Here is a 15708-nt window from a genome sequence, read left to right as displayed (position 1 = left end):
CGTTCTCAGTCCTTGGCGTGGCATTTGTTGCAAAGTGAACGCTGAAAAGCGGCAAATCTTGACGGATCGCGATCATACATCGCTTTTTTGTACTCGGCCCTGGTCTTGCCACCGGCATTCCTGCCGCCCCCCTTACCGGGAGCATCTATTCCAGGATAATCACTATTGACAAGCAGGAAGCTTCCCTTGGTGTTCCACCTGGTCATGCCGTTCCAGGCCGACGCATGCGCCCGATGGCAGGTGAGGCACGTGACTTTGTCTTCCGGCCGCGGTCCTTCGAGGGATGTTGTCAGAGCGGCAAGCTGCTGCACACCTGTCATATCCCCGCTCTGGAAGGGGACCAGAGATGTAAAGGCAGTGGATTGATTCCCACCGAGATCACCGGTCTTGACGTAACGATTGTAATTGCCGGCGATCGTTCCACCGAGTTCTGCTCCGGCTGCATGCATATGACCGCTGCCCCGTGTTCGGCTCGCAAACCCATCATGGCAGTTCAGGCACCATTCGCTGGCCCCCTTGCCGTAGACTACTCTCGTATCCACATTGACCTCAGGCCGGTTGTAATTCCGTGGCGCTACGGCAATCGGCGGATCATACTGGAAAGTGTGGTCGACAGATTTGGTGCCATAGCCCTTGCCGGCCAGCATCCGATAGGTTCCGACCGCTTCTGTAGCCGAGGGAGGGGTGCCGTACGACCCAGAATCGCTGATGGGGTTGCCGCTCCGGACAATGGTGCCGGAGGCGTCGACAAGTCGATAATTGCCGTGGGGATCATGGCAGCTGATACAGGAAAGTCCGGTGGCAGGATAAGACCCACCTGGCGCAAATGCGAGTGTCACATCGACAGCATAACCATATGCAGGAGCCACGATATTGTGCCCATGCCGTTCTCCCGGACTAACAGAGCCTCCCTCTTCCTGGTCAGTCCAATAATACATTTTCTGTAGATAGGCAAAATCTCCTCCTGGTGTCAGCGAAACAGGTGGGATGCCGGGAGGGGGGATCGGATTAGTAGCGACCTGGTGGTCAACGGGCTTGGCAGCGGAATGGCAGCGAAGGCACATTTCGCTCGAGGTGAGGCTTAGCCCGACACGTGTTCCATCGGCAAGAGATGAAGGGGCATGACAGCCGTCGCAGTCGCCGGTCCAGCCAGCATGAAAAGCTTCTGCAGCCTGATATATGCCGAGAACAACCACCATTGCCAGAAAAACGATTTGTGTCGGCCGTAGAGGTCTTCTCCCCTTTTGTCCCATATCCCCTCCCTCCAGAAATCCGCTCTTTTTGTCTTGCCGGTCAAGCGGATCAGCGAAAGCGCTCGTCACTTCGGTGGCCCGGCCATCCCTCTCAGGGAGCTGTGACTCTGCGTCTCCGGATTGCCCCGGATTTGCACTTTTCGGAGTAACTATCGATAGTGCTTAAGAATTATAATTTGCTTCTCTCAGAACAGATATTGTTCAAGGGTTGTGTAAGGGGCGTGTTGATGTGAGGAGGCGTCCGTTCCTACCACGGCGCCGACAAAAAGCTTGTCATGCTCCCGGCAGAGATGGAGGAGATACCGGTCGTTGTGATGGAACCTGTCGCTCCTCAGTTTCCTGGTCAGTAGCTCGACGGCGTCGTCGCAGAAGATGTTAGAGGTCAGGCCATGGACCTCTCGTACCCTGCGCCAGAAAACTGCCCTCCGCGAGATCATGTGGCATGCACTGACCGGCCGGGGCGTAGAGTGGGGGTAGTTCCTGCCGAGCAGTTCGCAGACTCTGCAGCAGATCCGGCTGCTGGCAACAACCCTGTTCATCCCACGTCTTGCCCTTTCCACGGCACGGCGCTGGGTCGCGTATCCCCAATATTCGATGGTCTTCCTGCCGTAGATTTCACAAAGTTCCTGGACGACCAGGTCCGCCCTGTTAGAGACGTGGAAGTCATCGAGAATATGGTCCCGGGGAAGTCCTGGCAACGAGAAGAGCAGCTGCCTGACGGTGTTGTCGGGACAATCGACCGCCATCCCCAGGGCATGACGGGAGAAATCGGGACCATCGTCCGAGGTGCCCGTGACAAGGGTAGCCAAGGCGGCCATGACGGCGGAAGGGGTATGTTCGGGTATAAGGGTACAGAGTTCGGAGGGATTGACGACGGACAGTGGTGGCATCCGGGAAAGGAGAGGGGTGAGCTTTTTGCGAACATCGCTGCCTTCAGTATGCACGCCTGTCCGGGTTGAATTACCTTTGTCCAGCCCCATGCCGCCTCCTTCAAATGATAGTTTAATTGCATAACAACAATGGGCGGCGTCCCGAAACTGGGTGCAGCGGTCCACCAAAAGAGCCGTACTAACCGTCTGGTGCCTTGCCATGCGAAGAATTAATTTCGGATAAGTAGCATTACGTATGCCAATACAAATATCCATATTATTGCCCCATGCACTAGTAGGCCTGTTTTTGCGCAAATAATATTTTTAGGCAGCATAAAGGTGGGCTAGATGTATTGCTATGGGATACACTGTGGACCGTCATACCGCTTCAAGATACGCGATTTAACAATAATTCATGTTAGTTGCTCAACTATTTCCCCGGAGGAGGGCGGAGAGGGGTGTTGACATGTTCAACCCCGACAATCGCACCCCAAATGCACAATTTTCTCCAAAATCCCCCGCAGGAATGCTAGAATTGCACCCGCCGCTTCGGAAGGGGGCGGCGCTTCCCATGTCTATCATCAAGCTTTCCGACAACAACAGCCTGACCATCCCTGCAGAAATGGCGAAGGAGCTTGACCTGAAGCCGGGGGACGACCTGTCCCTGGAAAAGGGAGATGGGGGGACGCTCGTGGTACGGCGGGTGGCTGCATCCGTCGCCGAACGCGACGTGGTTTCCCGACTCATGACCCCCGTCCAGGAGAGTATCCAGAAGAAGAACCTGGCCACCCCGTTCCGGTTCATCAAGGGGGTAGGGCCGAAGCTGGCGGAGGCGCTGGCGAAGAAGGGGATCGCCACGGTGGAGGACGCCCTCTATCTTCTTCCCAACCGCTACGAGGATCGGCGCGAGCTGCGGCCGGTGGGGAAGTTGCGCCCCGGCCACACGGAGGTGTTCCACGGCGAGGTGCTGACTGCCGACACGGTGGCGACCCGCGGCGGGCGGCGCTTTTTCGAGGCGATCGTCAGCGACGGGAGCGGCACCATCTCCCTCAAGTGGTTCCACTTCAACCCCGCCTGGCAGAAGAAGGCCTGGCGACCGGGACGGAAGGGGATATTTACCGGCGAGGTGGCCCAGTACGGCTTCCAGCGGGAGGTGCACCACCCGGACGTGGAGTGGCTGGCGGAGGGGGAGAGCCTGGCGACGGTGATGGCCCGCGACCCGTTCAACTTTGGCCGGATCGTGCCGGTCTATCCCCTCACCGAGGGGGTCCACCAGAAGACCATGCGCAAGGTGCAGAAGGAGGTGGTGGACGGCTTCGCCGCTGCCGCCGTGAACCCGCTGCCGGCGGATGTCGTCACCCGCAACGGGCTGATACCCCTGCCGGAGGCGCTGCGGGAGGTGCACTTTCCGGGGGAAGCCGCGACGCTGGAGGCGCTGAACGAGGGAAAGACCCCCGCCCACCGCACCTTGGTCTTCGACGAGTTCTTCTTCCTGGAACTGGGGCTCGCCCTGAAGAAGCAGGGGGTGGCGCTGGAGGAGGGGATTCCCTTCGCCGTCACCCACAGGTACACCAAGCCGCTGCTGCAGCTCCTCCCCTTCCAGCTGACCAACGCCCAGCGGCGGGTTCTCTCCGAGATAAAGGGGGACATGATGGCCCCCCATCCCATGCACCGCCTGGTTCAGGGTGACGTGGGGAGTGGTAAGACCCTGGTGGCGCTCATGGCGGCGCTGGTGGCGGTGGAGAACGGCTACCAGGTCGCCATCATGGCCCCGACCGAGATCCTCGCCGAGCAGCACTACCTCACCACCCACCGCTGGTGCGAGCAGCTGGGGGTTGCCGTTAGCCTCATCACCTCCTCCCTGAAGGGGAAGGCAAAAACGGAGGTGCTGGCCCGGGTGGCGGACGGGACGGCCCAGATCGTCATCGGCACCCACGCGGTGATCCAGGATAGGGTGGAGTTCTTCCGCCTCGGCCTCGGGATCGTGGACGAGCAGCACCGGTTCGGCGTCATCCAGCGGGGACTTTTGAAGAAAAAGGGGGCGAGCCCGGACATCCTCGTCATGACCGCCACCCCCATCCCCCGCACCCTGGCCATGACGGTGTTCGGCGACCTTTCCCTGTCGGTGATCGACGAACTGCCGCCCGGGCGGACCCCCATCGAGACCCGCATCTGCTTCGAGTCCCGCCGCCCCCAGGTGTATGCCACCATCCGCGAGGAGGTGGGGAAGGGGTGCCAGGCCTACATCATCTACCCCCTGGTGGAGGAGACGGAGAAGTCGGACCTGAAGGCGGCGACCCAGATGGCGGAGCATCTCCAGCAGGATATCTTTCCCGATTTGAAGATCGGCCTTCTCCACGGCCGCCTCAGGCCGGAGGAGAAGGAGGGGATGATGGCCGCCTTCAAGAACCGGGAGATCCACGTTCTCGTCGCCACCACCGTCATCGAGGTGGGGATCGACGTCCCCAATGCCACGGTGATGGTCATCGAGCATGCTGAGCGGTTCGGCCTCTCCCAACTCCACCAACTCCGCGGTCGGGTGGGGCGGGGGAGCGCCAAATCCAGCTGTATTCTCCTCACCCCCGGCCGGCTCTCCGAGGACGGGGAGAAGCGGCTCCGGGTGATGGAGGCGACCACCGACGGCTTCAGGATCGCCGAGGCGGACCTGGAGATCCGCGGCCCTGGCGATTTCCTCGGCACCCGCCAGGCCGGAATCCCCGATTTCCGGGTCGCCAACATCCTGCGGGACGGGCGGCTGCTGGAGGAAGCCCGGCACGAGGCGTTTGCCCTTCTGGAGCAGGACCCGGACCTTGTACGCCATCCCCGGCTGAAGGAGGAACTGGTGAAACGGTGGGGCGGGCGGCTGGAACTGGCGGGAATCGCATAACCCAATCAATCAAACGGAGGAACAAATGTCAGAATTCACCAACGTAACCGTAGTCCGCGAAGCAAACGTCTATTTCGCCGGTGCCGTGACGAGCCGCACCGTCATCTTCCCCGATGGCACGAAGAAGACCCTCGGCATCATGCAGCCCGGCGAATATACCTTCAATACCGGCGCGGCGGAGCTGATGGAGATACTGGCTGGAGAACTGGATGTGAAGCTGCCGGGGAATGACCTGTGGGACCGCATCGGCGGCGGAGAGTCCTTCGAGGTGCCGGCCAACTCATCCTTTACCATGAAGGTGAATACCCTCACCGATTACTGCTGTTCGTTTCTGGGGTGATATGCTTACTATCCCGCCGAGAAACAATCTGCAGCTGAATCCTTCTCCCTCGAGGACCCGATGGGCCTAAAGGAGAAGGTGGCTGACGGCCGGATGAGGGGGGGCATTCGACCAATTACCCCTCACCCTGACCCTCTCCCCGAGGGAGAGGGGATACGTGTCTTTTCATGACCCCTGCCGCCGACATTACCGAAGTGCCCGTCATCGGCCGTTTCGCCCCGTCCCCCACGGGGCCGCTTCACCTGGGGTCGCTGGTGGCGGCCCTCGGGAGCTATGTCATGGCGCACCGGTCTGGCGGAAAATGGCTTCTCCGGATGGAGGACCTGGATGCCCCCCGCGTGGTATCCGGCATTGCCGACGACATACTCCGTACCCTGGAGTCCCTCGGTTTCCGGTGGGATGGAGAGGTCGTCTACCAGAGCCGGCGGACGGAGGCCTACCGGTCGGCCATGGAGCAGCTGCTCGGGGCCGGTCTCGCCTATTCCTGTGGATGCACCCGCTCGGAGATAGCCCGGATATCCTCGGCTCCCCACGGCGCCGAACTGGTCTATCCGGGCATCTGCCGTAACGGCCTGCCGGAAGGCAAGTCCGAGCGGGCTTGGCGGGTGAAGGTCTATGACGAACTGATCGAGTTCAACGACCTGTTCGTCGGGCACTACAGTCAGTCCCTCTCCTCGTCCTGCGGCGATTTCGTGATCCAGCGGGCAGACGGCCCCTTCGCCTACCACCTTGCGGTGGTGGTGGACGATGGGGAAAGCGGCGTCAACCAGGTGGTGCGCGGTGCCGACCTCCTCCAGTCGACCCCCCGCCAGATCTACCTGCAGAAGCTTCTTGGTTTTCCGGTGCCGGTCTACGGCCATCTCCCCCTGGTCGTCAACCCGGACGGGACAAAACTCTCCAAGCGGGAAAACGCCGTTTCTCTGGCGGACCGCGACCTGGCGCGGGAAGGTTGGAGACTCTTGTTCGCGGCACTCCGGTTTCTCGGCCAGTCTCCCCCCCCGGACCTGAACGGGGCCCCCTGTACGGAAATCCTCGCCTGGGGAGTGGAGGCCTTCGATCCCGCGTCCGTTCCCTCCACCGCCGCACCATTGCCTCTTCCCACCGGGGCGGACGAGCTGCCGTCACGGCGGTGATTCCCGGCGGGTGTCTCCCCATCGCAATACTGGATTTTACGCAGCCGTTGCAGTATACTGATTCGGCGTTTTGGCACACGGGAAGAGGCGGTGTATCGCCAGTATCTCCACCAATCAAGACAGTTCGTGAGGTCGCCATGAAATCAAGATCGCTCATCACCATGCTGACGGTTCTTGTGTCGCTGCTAGTGGCCCAGGCAGGGTATGCCGCCGTGACACTGTCCCTAGCACCTTCCGGCACCAACAGGTTCGTCATTAACGGGAGCCCGATGGATGGGGTTGCCGCGCTGGACTTTACCATCACCTATGACAGCAACCTTCTGGCCAGCCCGGTCGTGGAGAAGGGGAGCGTTATCGGATCGGCGCTCCTGGCTGCAAATCCCAATACTGTCGGAGCCGTCCACATCGCCATAGTCAACGCCACCCCGTTCAAGGGGAGCGGACCGGTGGCCTTCGTCACCTTTACCGGCAAGGGGAGCAGTACCGGCAACCTGGGGATAACGGCTTCCGTTGTGGACAAAGACGGCCGGCAGCTGTCGGTTATACCCATTGGTTATACGGCGCCGGTAAACACCACGGTCGATGACAAAACGGGGGATAAGACAGGTGATGAGAAAGCGGGGGACAAGACGGGCGATGACAAAACGGGAGACAAGTCCGGCGATGACAAGTCTAACCAAGGTGGAGGCACAGCATCGAATATCCCCGTAACCGTCGGCACGGGCCAGACGACCTGGCTGAACCTTCAGACTGGTACTGTTGCCGCCCCAACACCTGCCAAGGATCGAAAAGAGGAACCGGCCGTGCCGACGGCGGAACCGGTCCAGGAGCCGATGGCAGCTCCCGCGCCACGACAGCCTGCCGCCGAGCCCCCTGTTGCACCGGTTGCACCGGTCGCTGCGCCAGCCGAACGGAAGACGGCTGTCGCAAAGGGCGTCCTGGCGAAGTTTCGCGATTTCAAGGGAGAGCGGACTCCCAAGGCGCTGCAGGAACTGTTCAAGCCGGAGGAGGGGACGAGTTACCGCCAGCAGCCTCCTGTCGCCCTGTCGGACGGCGTGACGGCAGTCAAGGTGAGGGTGGCCGTGCCGGCAACGGCGAAAAACGCCCCCAATTTCGCGCTGAAGGATGCCAAGCTGGTTTCCCTGCGTCGGGATGCCGACGGAGCATGGGTCGTGGAGGCAAAGCCGGCGAAGGGGGTCTTTGCCGCGACCGTTATCATGCTGCTGGATGGAGCGGTTACGGAGATGCCGGTCGTCGTGGCGCCGCCGACGGACATAACCGTCGTCATGCCGGGTGTCGCTCCGACGGAGGCGGAATTCAGCCAGTTCCTCAAGGAGAGGGGGACGGACAAGGCCCCCCGCTTCGACCTGAACAAGGACGGCAAGCGCGATTACCTCGATGATTACATTTTCACCGCCAACTACCTGGCCATGGGGTCGAAAAACCAGGCCGGCGTAAAGCCTGTCAAGAAGTAGGCCGGGGAATGGCGTCGTGACCTCAAGGGTACAGGCCCATTGCCATCGCGGCGGTGGGCCTGTTCTTTATGGCAGTGCCGTTCATGCAGGTATAAAGCGATGAATTGTTGTACCGGGAAGGAGACCGTTTGGCCACACGACGCAAAAACACCAATCGCCGCAAGCCCTCACCCGGCGGGAGAAAGCCGCTGATCACGCTCCTCGTGGTGATCCTGCTGATTGCAGGCATATTTTTCCTGCTGGAACGGGTCAAATCCCGCACGCCCCTGCAGATACCCGCTGTCCCGCCAGCGGCAATGGAGCGACAGAAAATCCCGTCCCGTTCAGCTGAAACACCGGTCATCCTCAGGGAATATACCTCGGTGGTCATCCCCCCTGCGCCGAAAAAGAAGCCCCTCCCGCGGGTTGCCGGGCCGGGGACGGTGGCGATCGTTATCGATGATATGGGGAGCAGCATGGAGGAGGCGCGGCAACTGCTCGCCATCAACCTTCCCCTGACCTTTTCCATCATACCGGGGCTGGCCAAGTCCCGTTCCGTAGCCGAGGAGGTCCACGCAAAGGGACGCCAGGTGATGCTGCACATCCCCATGGAGCCGAAGGGGTTTCCCCAGCGTAAACTGGAGAAAAACGGCCTGCTCCTCTCAGAGAGCAGTGCCGACATCGAACGGCAGATGGCGGAGTATCTCCAGACGGTCCCCCATGCGGTAGGGGCCAACAATCACATGGGGTCGAGTTTTACGGAAAACGGGGAAAAGATGGAGGTGGTGCTGAAGGTGCTGCAGGGAAAGGGACTGTATTTCATCGACAGCAAGACGTCGTCTGCCTCCGTCGGCTACAGCCTGGCGAAAAAGATGGGGATGCGGGCGGCGTCGCGCCAGGTGTTTCTCGACAACACCCTTGATGTGGCCGCTATCACCAGCCAGTTGGACCAGGTGGCCGCTCTGGCGCGCAAGCGGGGGAGCGCCATCGCCATCTGCCATCCCCATCGGCAGACCATCCAGGCCCTTGCCGCCGCCATGCCCCGGATGCAGCGGGAGGGGATCAGGTTCGTGGCGGCGTCGGAACTGGTCAACTAAATACTGCGCCACATTTGAGCGCTACCTGCGTTGGCGCGTCGTCGGTTTCCTCGACGTACTGATGTACGCCTCGTCGCTTCCTCCTTGCCGCCTTGGTATCATCTCAAATCTGACGCTGTAATCAGACATCAGGGCCAAACGTCGTTATGGTCTGGCGGGCAACTGCTCCATGATCTTCCGTTTCAGCCGGGCGAATTCCCGGTAACGCTCTTCCTCAAGGATCGCGTCCGGCTCCTGGGGATTGACGGGATGAATGAAGAGCACCCCGTCCCGGAACCCGCTGTCAAGCCCCGCCAGTGTCTCCGTCATGAGCAGGTGCAGTTTGCTCCGTTCCCTGCTGAGAAATCCACCTTCGAATTCCTTCACGGGGAAATCCTTCCGCTGCAGCGGTGAACCGTCCCGCTTGAGGCGGCTGAATTCCACCTGCTGCCCCGACCCGTTTGCGACGGGGCGGCAGACGAACACCGACTCCCGGGCCACGTCCCGTACCATCTGGGCGGCAGGGGAGGCGGCCTGCTCCGTGCCGATGCCGTAAATGTTTGTGGTGAGAAAGCTGTCGAAGCAATCCGTGTCGAGGAAGCCGCTGGCCCCCCCGTCGGAGGTTTCGAAGAAATAGCCGGTTGAGCCGTTCCCCGCCGGTCGGCCGCAGAAGAGGCACTCCCGTTTTACCCCGCTCAGCCTGCCGAAAAATTCCGCCTTCTTCCGGTCCGTTTCCGCCGTCTGCCACTGGTTGAAAAGGAGGGCGCGGGGTTCGATGGTCGCCGAAATATCATCCAGAATCGTTCGCGCCAGCTCGGCGAACTGGCCGTGGACGTCCGTTCCCCGGGCATGGGTGAGGATGGGGTAGATGCGGCCGTCCGGGTTGGTGTTGAGGCTTTCCACCTTGGGGCTCTTGGAGATGAAGGTGCTGAGGCAGCGGTAGCCACGGTTGACGGCATAGGCCCTGAGCAGGCTCTTCTGGTCCCTGAACGGTCCGTCGAACTTGATCCGTTCGTCGATGAGGCAGGGGATGAGGGAGAGACTCTTCTTGTCCAGGCCGCGTTTGTCGAAGGTTTCGAAGATGTTGCGGCAGTTTTCCAGGGAAGGCATGTCCTTCACCGGGATGAGCACCCGGTCGGCGGCATAGAGGGCGTTCTGGGTGAGGATATCCAGGTCGGGGCGGGTGTCGATGATGAGCACTCCCGGGATCCGGGACTGGGCCAGAAGCCTGGCCAGGGTCATGGGGCTCCGGATGGCGCCCTTCAGGTCACCGAGGGCCGTGGACGACGGGATGTAGTTGATGCCGTACTGGCCGGTGTGGAGGAGGTCGCAGCCGGGGGTCTCCATGAGGAGGTCGGCTACGCTCCCCCGGGGTGCCTGCCCCTTGAATTCGAACATCTTGTCCACGGAGAAATGGTTGTCGAAGGAGAAGATGGAGACCGGCAGCTCTTCATGGAGTGCCCTGAGAAAAATGGCGAGGTTGGTGGCGAGGGTGGTCTTGCCGACCCCCCCTTTTTCCGACGAAACGGTAATGACATAAGGGTATGCGTGATTTTCCATGGGAGGGATGATAGTATGGAACGAACCGTATCGTCAACCGGTTTGAGATGGCGAACTGATGGGAGACCATGGTGGAGCTTTTCGGTGAAAAACGGATACTGACCGTCACCCAGTTGACCGGACTCATCCGGGGGGTGCTGGAGGAGAATTTCGAGCACGTCTGGGTGGAGGGGGAGATCTCCAACCTGGCCATGCCGGCGTCGGGGCATCTCTATTTCACGCTCAAGGATGCCGGTGCCCAGCTGCGCTGCGTCATGTTCCGCGCCTCGACCCGGGCGCTGAAGTTCAAGCCGCGGGATGGCATGGGGCTGATCGTCCGGGGACGCCTGACGGTCTACGACCAGCGGGGCGATTATCAGCTGCTGGTGGAATACCTGGAACCCCGGGGGCTCGGCGCGCTGCAGATGGCCTTCATTCAGCTCAAGGAGCGTCTGGCGAAGGAGGGGCTGTTCGCCGAGGAACACAAGAGACCGATTCCGCGCCTGCCCCGGCGGATCGGCATCGTCACCTCCGCCACCGGCGCGGCCATCCACGATATCCTCACGGTGCTGAACCGGCGCTTCGCCAACCTGGAGATACTCCTCTACCCGGTACGGGTGCAGGGGGAGGGGGCGGCGGCAGAGATCGCCGGAGCCATACGGGATTTCAACCGCCTCGGCATGGCGGACGTGCTCATCGTCGGGCGTGGCGGGGGCTCCCTCGAAGACCTGTGGGCGTTCAACGAGGAGGAGGTGGCCCGGGCCATCCACCAGTCGCGGATTCCGGTCATCTCGGCGGTCGGGCACGAGGTGGATTTCACCATCGCCGATTTCGTCGCCGACCTCCGGGCTCCGACTCCCTCGGCGGCGGCGGAGCTCGTGGTCCGGAGCAAGTCCGAACTGGTTGCCGAGGTGGATTCCCTCTCCCACCGCCTCCTGCAGGCAATTGATCGCCGGCTGGCAGAACTCGGAGGGGAGGTGCAGGTCCTCAGCCGTTCGCTCAAGGACCCGACCCTGCTCCTGGGCCATCTCGCCCAGCGGGTCGACGATCTGGCCGGCCGGCTCACCCTGGCCTGCCGCGGTGGGGAGGAACGGCGCCGTCATCTGGTGCAGGTGCTCGTCAACCGGCTACGCCTGCAGAATCCGGAGGTTGAGGTGGAGCGGGGGCGGGAGCTGTTGCTGGGGCTGACGAACAGGGCCGAGCGGGCCATGGAACGACGCCTGGAGAACGCCCGGGAAGGCATTGCGTTCAGTGCCGGCAAGCTGGAAGCGCTTTCACCCCTAGCGACCCTGGCGCGGGGTTATGCCATTGCAAACCTGCTGCCGGAAGGGACCGTGATTCGTCAAAGCTCGCAGCTCGCGGCGGGGGACCGGCTGAGCCTTCGCTTTTCGAAGGGGAGCGCCCTCTGCCGGGTCGACTCCTGTGAGGATTAATCTGAAAATGGTAGTTGCAGGGAGCTTCGTTCACTCCGCCGACAGGCTCAACTTGACTGGAAACGGGTATTCTGTATAATAACGGCTCACTTTTGCCGGGGAAGGACCGTGCCATGGCCGTGGAAAAATTCGAAACATCCCTGAAGAAGCTGGAAGAGGTGGTCAAGAAGCTCGAAGGGGGTGAGCTTTCCCTGGAGGACTCCCTCAAGGCGTTCGAGGAAGGGGTCAGGCAGGCGGCGTTCTGCAACAAGAAGCTCAACGAGGCGGAACAGCGGGTTGAGATGCTCCTCAAGCAGAAGGACGGGAGCTTCGGGAAGGTGCCGTTCAGGCTGGACGACGAGTAACTATTTATTTGTCTGAGTGAGGGGTGAGGCGGCGGGGGGCACTCGCTCCGAAAAGAGTCAAGCGTCACACTCGGCTTTTCAACGCGTACTAAGTTGCTGTTTCTGATGCTTTCCTTTTAAATCCCGTCAGGTGCTTTTTTGCGGGACCCTTTTCTCCGCGAGAACCCCCGCCACCTTTCAGTATGATTTCGCGGGGATGTGCAACCAGCATTGGATCCAATGTTTCACTACCCATAGTAAAGAGAGAGAACCATGGACCTTAAAGCATATCTGAAAGAGCGCTGCCAGCTGGTGGACGGGGCGCTGGACCGTTATCTCCCCCGGGAGGACGAACTGCCCTCCTCTCTCCACCGCTCCATGCGGTACTCTGTGTTTGCCGGGGGGAAGAGGGTCCGGCCGATCCTCATGCTGGCCGCCTGCGAGGCGGCGGGGGGAAACATCGACCAGGCGATGCCGGCTGCCTGCGCCATGGAGATGATCCATACCTATTCCCTCATCCATGACGACCTGCCGGCCATGGACGACGACGATTTCCGGCGCGGTAACCCGACCAACCACAAGGTGTTCGGGGAAGCAACCGCGATCCTGGCCGGCGACGGGCTCCTGACCGAGGCCTTCATCCTCCTCAGCAGTCCGGAAGCGGGCGGCGATCTTCCTCCCCGGGAGCGGGTGGCGGTCATACAGGAAATCGCCCGGTGCGCCGGTTCCCGCGGTATGGTGGGGGGGCAGGTGGTGGACATGGAGAGCGAGGGGAAGAAGGAGATCGACCTGCCGACGGTCCAGTACATCCACACCCACAAGACGGGGGCCCTCATCAAGGCGTCCGTCAAGGCCGGCGCCATCCTCGGCGGAGCCGGCGAGGCGGAAGTGGCGGCCCTCACCCGGTATGGGGAGGCGATCGGCCTGGCCTTCCAGATTGCCGACGATATCCTGGATATCGAGGGGACCACGGAGGAGATCGGCAAGGACGCCGGGAGCGACGAGGCGCGCGGAAAAGCGACCTATCCGGCGGTGGTCGGACTTGCCGAGGCCAAGCGGCGGGCCGCCGAACTGACCGACATGGCGCTGGCGGCCCTCGGTCCGTTCGATGCCAAGGCCGATCCCCTGCGGGAGATCGCCAAATACATCGTGTACCGGAAATCGTGATGGCACCGATCCTGGAAACAATCAACGGGCCCGAGGATCTGAAGAAGCTGGGGGGCAGGGAACTCGTACAACTGGCGGAGGAACTGCGCCAGGAGATCATTGCCACCTGCGCTGCCAATGGCGGCCACCTGGCACCGAGCCTCGGCGTGGTGGAGTTGACTCTTGCCCTGCACCGGGTGTTCTCTTCTCCCCAGGACAAGATCGTCTGGGACGTGGGGCACCAGGCATATGCCCACAAGCTCCTGACCGGCCGCCGCGAGCGCTTCCGCACCCTCCGGACCCTGGGGGGGATAAGCGGTTTCCCCAAGCGTGCCGAATCGGTGCACGATGCCTTCGACGTGGGGCACTCCTCCACCTCCATTTCCGCCGCCCTCGGTTTTGCGGTGGGGCGGGACCTGCGGAAGGGGAACAACAAGGTCATCGCCGTCATCGGGGACGGTTCCATGACCGGGGGGATCGCCTACGAGGGGCTCAATCATGCCGGGCACCTGAACAAGGACCTAGTGGTGATTCTCAACGACAACGAGATGTCCATCGCGGAGAACGTGGGGGCGCTCTCCAAGTTCCTTTCACGCACCATCACGAGCGAATTCGTCCACAAGATCAAGAAGGACGTGGAAGGTTTTCTGGAGGGACTCGACGGGCTTGGCCGCAATGTGCTGCAGGTAGCGAAGCGGGCCGAGGAATCCCTCAAGGGGCTCTTCACGCCGGGTATGCTCTTCGAGGCTTTCGGTTTCGAGTATATCGGCCCCATCGACGGCCACGATGTGGAACTCCTGCAGGAGACCCTGGAAAGGGTGAAGCGGTTCGACGATGCCGTGCTGATCCACGTGCTGACCAAGAAAGGAAAGGGATACCGACCCGCCGAGGAGAATCCCTCCCTGTTCCATGGCGTCGGCCCCTTCGAGATCGCCACCGGCAAGATCATCAAGGGGAAGGGGGGAGCCGCATCCTATACGGGGATATTCGGCGAGACAATAAAGAAGATCGCCGCCGAGGACGACAAGGTGTGCGCCATCACTGCCGCCATGCCCGACGGCACGGGTCTGACCCCTTTTGCCAAGGAGTTTCCCGCCCGCTTTTTCGATGTGGGGATCGCCGAGCAGCATGGCGTCACCTTCGCCGCAGGTCTTGCTGCTGAGGGGTACAAACCGGTCTTTGCGGTCTATTCGTCCTTTCTCCAGCGGGCCTACGACCAGGTATTCCATGACGTCTGCCTTCAGAACCTGCCGGTGGTCTTCGCCATCGACCGGGCAGGGGTCGTGGGGAGCGACGGGCCGACCCATCACGGGGTATTCGACCTCTCCTATCTCCGCTCCCTCCCCAACCTGACCATCATGGCTCCCAAGGACGAAAACGAACTGCAGCACATGCTCCAGACCGCCATTGATCTGGGATCTCCCGTGGCGGTCCGCTATCCACGGGGGAACGGCTACGGCGTCCCCCTCGACCAGAAATTTCATTCCCTTCCCATCGGCAGGGGGGAGGTGGTGCGGGAGGGTAAGGACGGGGTCATCATCGCCCTTGGCACCATGGTTGTTCCGGCGCTTGAGGCAGCCGAACTCCTCGCCGGCGAGGGGATCGGGATGGCGGTGGTGAACGCCCGATTCGTCAAGCCCCTGGACCGGGAGTTGATCCTCTCCCTGGCCGACCGGAACTGCCCGCTGTTTACCGTGGAGGAGAACGCTCTGCAGGGTGGCTTCGGTTCGGCGGTTCTTGAGCTTCTCGCGGATGAAGGATACGCCGACCTCGCCGTCGCTCGCCTCGGCTTTCCGGACCAGTTCATCGAACAGGGGGAACAGCCCGAACTGCGTGGCCGCTACGGTCTCGATCCGGAGGGGATAGCGGCAGCGGTTCGGAAGAAGATGCACGTGTGAGGCCGGAGCATCCCGGCTTTATTCGAGCGTGTACAGCACGGTTAAAACTGTGCTAGAGTGGTTCCATGACCTACGACGAGCTTACCCGGGCCCTTGCGCTGTTTGACCTTCCCTTGCGGGTTACCCTGCGCCAGATCAAGAACCGTCACCGCGAGCTGGTGCGGCGTTACCATCCCGACGGGGGAGAGGTGGACGATCCGGAACGGATTCGGGCGATCAACGCCGCCTACAGGATCATCCGCGACTATGTGGAGAATTACCGCTACTCCTTTGCCGAAGATGAGTTCTACGAACAGAACCCCGACGAACGTCTCCGGCGCCAGTTTGCCGATGCGCCGTTGTGGGGTAGCAGGTAAT

The 15708-nt window shown here is 61.6% G+C and carries 13 protein-coding genes and 1 riboswitch; of the genes, 10 read left to right on the top strand and 3 right to left on the bottom strand.

The window, feature by feature from the left end; all coding sequences use genetic code 11:
* Nucleotides 1-5 precede the first annotated feature (5 nt).
* Both KI810_RS12945 and KI810_RS12940 read right to left on the bottom strand, forming a co-directional pair.
* Nucleotides 6-1253 carry a hypothetical protein gene (locus KI810_RS12945; RefSeq protein ID WP_246525618.1) on the bottom strand — a complete coding sequence of 416 codons (1248 nt, stop codon included), beginning with the start codon at nt 1251-1253 and terminating at the stop codon, nt 6-8.
* 69 nt (nt 1254-1322) lie between these two features.
* A riboswitch (cyclic di-GMP riboswitch) is annotated at nt 1323-1399 on the bottom strand.
* A 39-nt stretch (nt 1400-1438) separates the two neighbouring features.
* On the bottom strand, nt 1439-2233 hold the full coding sequence (locus KI810_RS12940; protein WP_214175977.1) for a hypothetical protein: 795 nt from the start codon (nt 2231-2233) through the stop codon (nt 1439-1441).
* A 460-nt stretch (nt 2234-2693) separates the two neighbouring features.
* Between KI810_RS12940 and recG the strand changes: the two genes are divergently transcribed.
* The 5 genes from recG to KI810_RS12915 all read left to right on the top strand — a co-directional run bounded on the left by recG (nt 2694) and on the right by KI810_RS12915 (nt 9033).
* Entirely contained in the window at nt 2694-5009 is a 2316-nt protein-coding gene (recG, locus tag KI810_RS12935; protein ID WP_214175976.1) for an ATP-dependent DNA helicase RecG, read from the top strand.
* Between the two features lie 25 nt (nt 5010-5034).
* Nucleotides 5035-5349: a pyrimidine/purine nucleoside phosphorylase gene (gene ppnP / locus KI810_RS12930; protein ID WP_214175975.1), complete on the top strand. Its 315-nt coding sequence runs from the start codon at nt 5035-5037 to the stop codon at nt 5347-5349.
* A 167-nt stretch (nt 5350-5516) separates the two neighbouring features.
* A complete protein-coding gene (gene gluQRS / locus KI810_RS12925; protein WP_214175974.1) occupies nt 5517-6482 on the top strand; it encodes a tRNA glutamyl-Q(34) synthetase GluQRS in 966 nt (321 codons plus the stop codon).
* Between the two features lie 137 nt (nt 6483-6619).
* Entirely contained in the window at nt 6620-7957 is a 1338-nt protein-coding gene (locus KI810_RS12920) for a cohesin domain-containing protein (protein ID WP_214175973.1), read from the top strand.
* A gap of 128 nt (nt 7958-8085) precedes the next feature.
* Nucleotides 8086-9033 (top strand): divergent polysaccharide deacetylase family protein, encoded by a 948-nt coding sequence (locus tag KI810_RS12915; protein ID WP_214175972.1) that lies wholly within the window; start codon nt 8086-8088, stop codon nt 9031-9033.
* A 144-nt stretch (nt 9034-9177) separates the two neighbouring features.
* Here the strand turns inward: KI810_RS12915 and KI810_RS12910 are convergent, their stop codons facing one another.
* Nucleotides 9178-10572: a ParA family protein gene (locus KI810_RS12910; protein ID WP_214175971.1), complete on the bottom strand. Its 1395-nt coding sequence runs from the start codon at nt 10570-10572 to the stop codon at nt 9178-9180.
* Between the two features lie 71 nt (nt 10573-10643).
* Here KI810_RS12910 and xseA point away from each other — a divergent pair, with 71 nt between their 5' ends.
* The 5 genes from xseA (at nt 10644) to KI810_RS12885 (ending at nt 15707) form a co-directional block, all read left to right on the top strand.
* Nucleotides 10644-11984 carry an exodeoxyribonuclease VII large subunit gene (gene xseA / locus KI810_RS12905; protein ID WP_214176034.1) on the top strand — a complete coding sequence of 447 codons (1341 nt, stop codon included), beginning with the start codon at nt 10644-10646 and terminating at the stop codon, nt 11982-11984.
* 113 nt (nt 11985-12097) lie between these two features.
* Entirely contained in the window at nt 12098-12328 is a 231-nt protein-coding gene (locus tag KI810_RS12900; RefSeq protein WP_214175970.1) for an exodeoxyribonuclease VII small subunit, read from the top strand.
* A 252-nt stretch (nt 12329-12580) separates the two neighbouring features.
* Nucleotides 12581-13474 (top strand): polyprenyl synthetase family protein, encoded by an 894-nt coding sequence (locus KI810_RS12895; RefSeq protein WP_214175969.1) that lies wholly within the window; start codon nt 12581-12583, stop codon nt 13472-13474.
* On the top strand, nt 13474-15351 hold the full coding sequence (gene dxs, locus KI810_RS12890) for a 1-deoxy-D-xylulose-5-phosphate synthase (RefSeq protein WP_214175968.1): 1878 nt from the start codon (nt 13474-13476) through the stop codon (nt 15349-15351). The genes KI810_RS12895 and dxs overlap by 1 nt, the downstream gene beginning before the upstream one ends.
* Before the next feature lie 65 nt (nt 15352-15416).
* Nucleotides 15417-15707: a J domain-containing protein gene (locus KI810_RS12885; RefSeq protein WP_214175967.1), complete on the top strand. Its 291-nt coding sequence runs from the start codon at nt 15417-15419 to the stop codon at nt 15705-15707.
* Nucleotide 15708: the final 1 nt, after the last annotated feature.

It is taken from the genome of Geomobilimonas luticola (assembly GCF_018476905.1).
In the GTDB taxonomy this organism is placed as follows: domain Bacteria; phylum Desulfobacterota; class Desulfuromonadia; order Geobacterales; family Geobacteraceae; genus Geomobilimonas; species Geomobilimonas luticola.
The sequence above is the reverse complement of the archived record's forward strand: the minus strand, read 5'-3'. Positions and strand labels throughout refer to the sequence as shown.

Bases quoted from the DNA above. Each gene is read 5' to 3' on its own strand.
- KI810_RS12940 (WP_214175977.1), bottom strand. From the start codon at position 2,233: ATGGGGCTGGACAAAGGTAATTCAACCCGGACAGGCGTGCATACTGAA.
- ppnP (WP_214175975.1), top strand. From the start codon at position 5,035: ATGTCAGAATTCACCAACGTAACCGTAGTCCGCGAAGCAAACGTCTAT.
- KI810_RS12910 (WP_214175971.1), bottom strand. From the start codon at position 10,572: ATGGAAAATCACGCATACCCTTATGTCATTACCGTTTCGTCGGAAAAA.
- KI810_RS12945 (WP_246525618.1), bottom strand. From the start codon at position 1,253: ATGGGACAAAAGGGGAGAAGACCTCTACGGCCGACACAAATCGTTTTT.
- gluQRS (WP_214175974.1), top strand. From the start codon at position 5,517: ATGACCCCTGCCGCCGACATTACCGAAGTGCCCGTCATCGGCCGTTTC.
- KI810_RS12920 (WP_214175973.1), top strand. From the start codon at position 6,620: ATGAAATCAAGATCGCTCATCACCATGCTGACGGTTCTTGTGTCGCTG.
- recG (WP_214175976.1), top strand. From the start codon at position 2,694: ATGTCTATCATCAAGCTTTCCGACAACAACAGCCTGACCATCCCTGCA.
- KI810_RS12895 (WP_214175969.1), top strand. From the start codon at position 12,581: ATGGACCTTAAAGCATATCTGAAAGAGCGCTGCCAGCTGGTGGACGGG.
- KI810_RS12885 (WP_214175967.1), top strand. From the start codon at position 15,417: ATGACCTACGACGAGCTTACCCGGGCCCTTGCGCTGTTTGACCTTCCC.
- KI810_RS12900 (WP_214175970.1), top strand. From the start codon at position 12,098: ATGGCCGTGGAAAAATTCGAAACATCCCTGAAGAAGCTGGAAGAGGTG.
- dxs (WP_214175968.1), top strand. From the start codon at position 13,474: ATGGCACCGATCCTGGAAACAATCAACGGGCCCGAGGATCTGAAGAAG.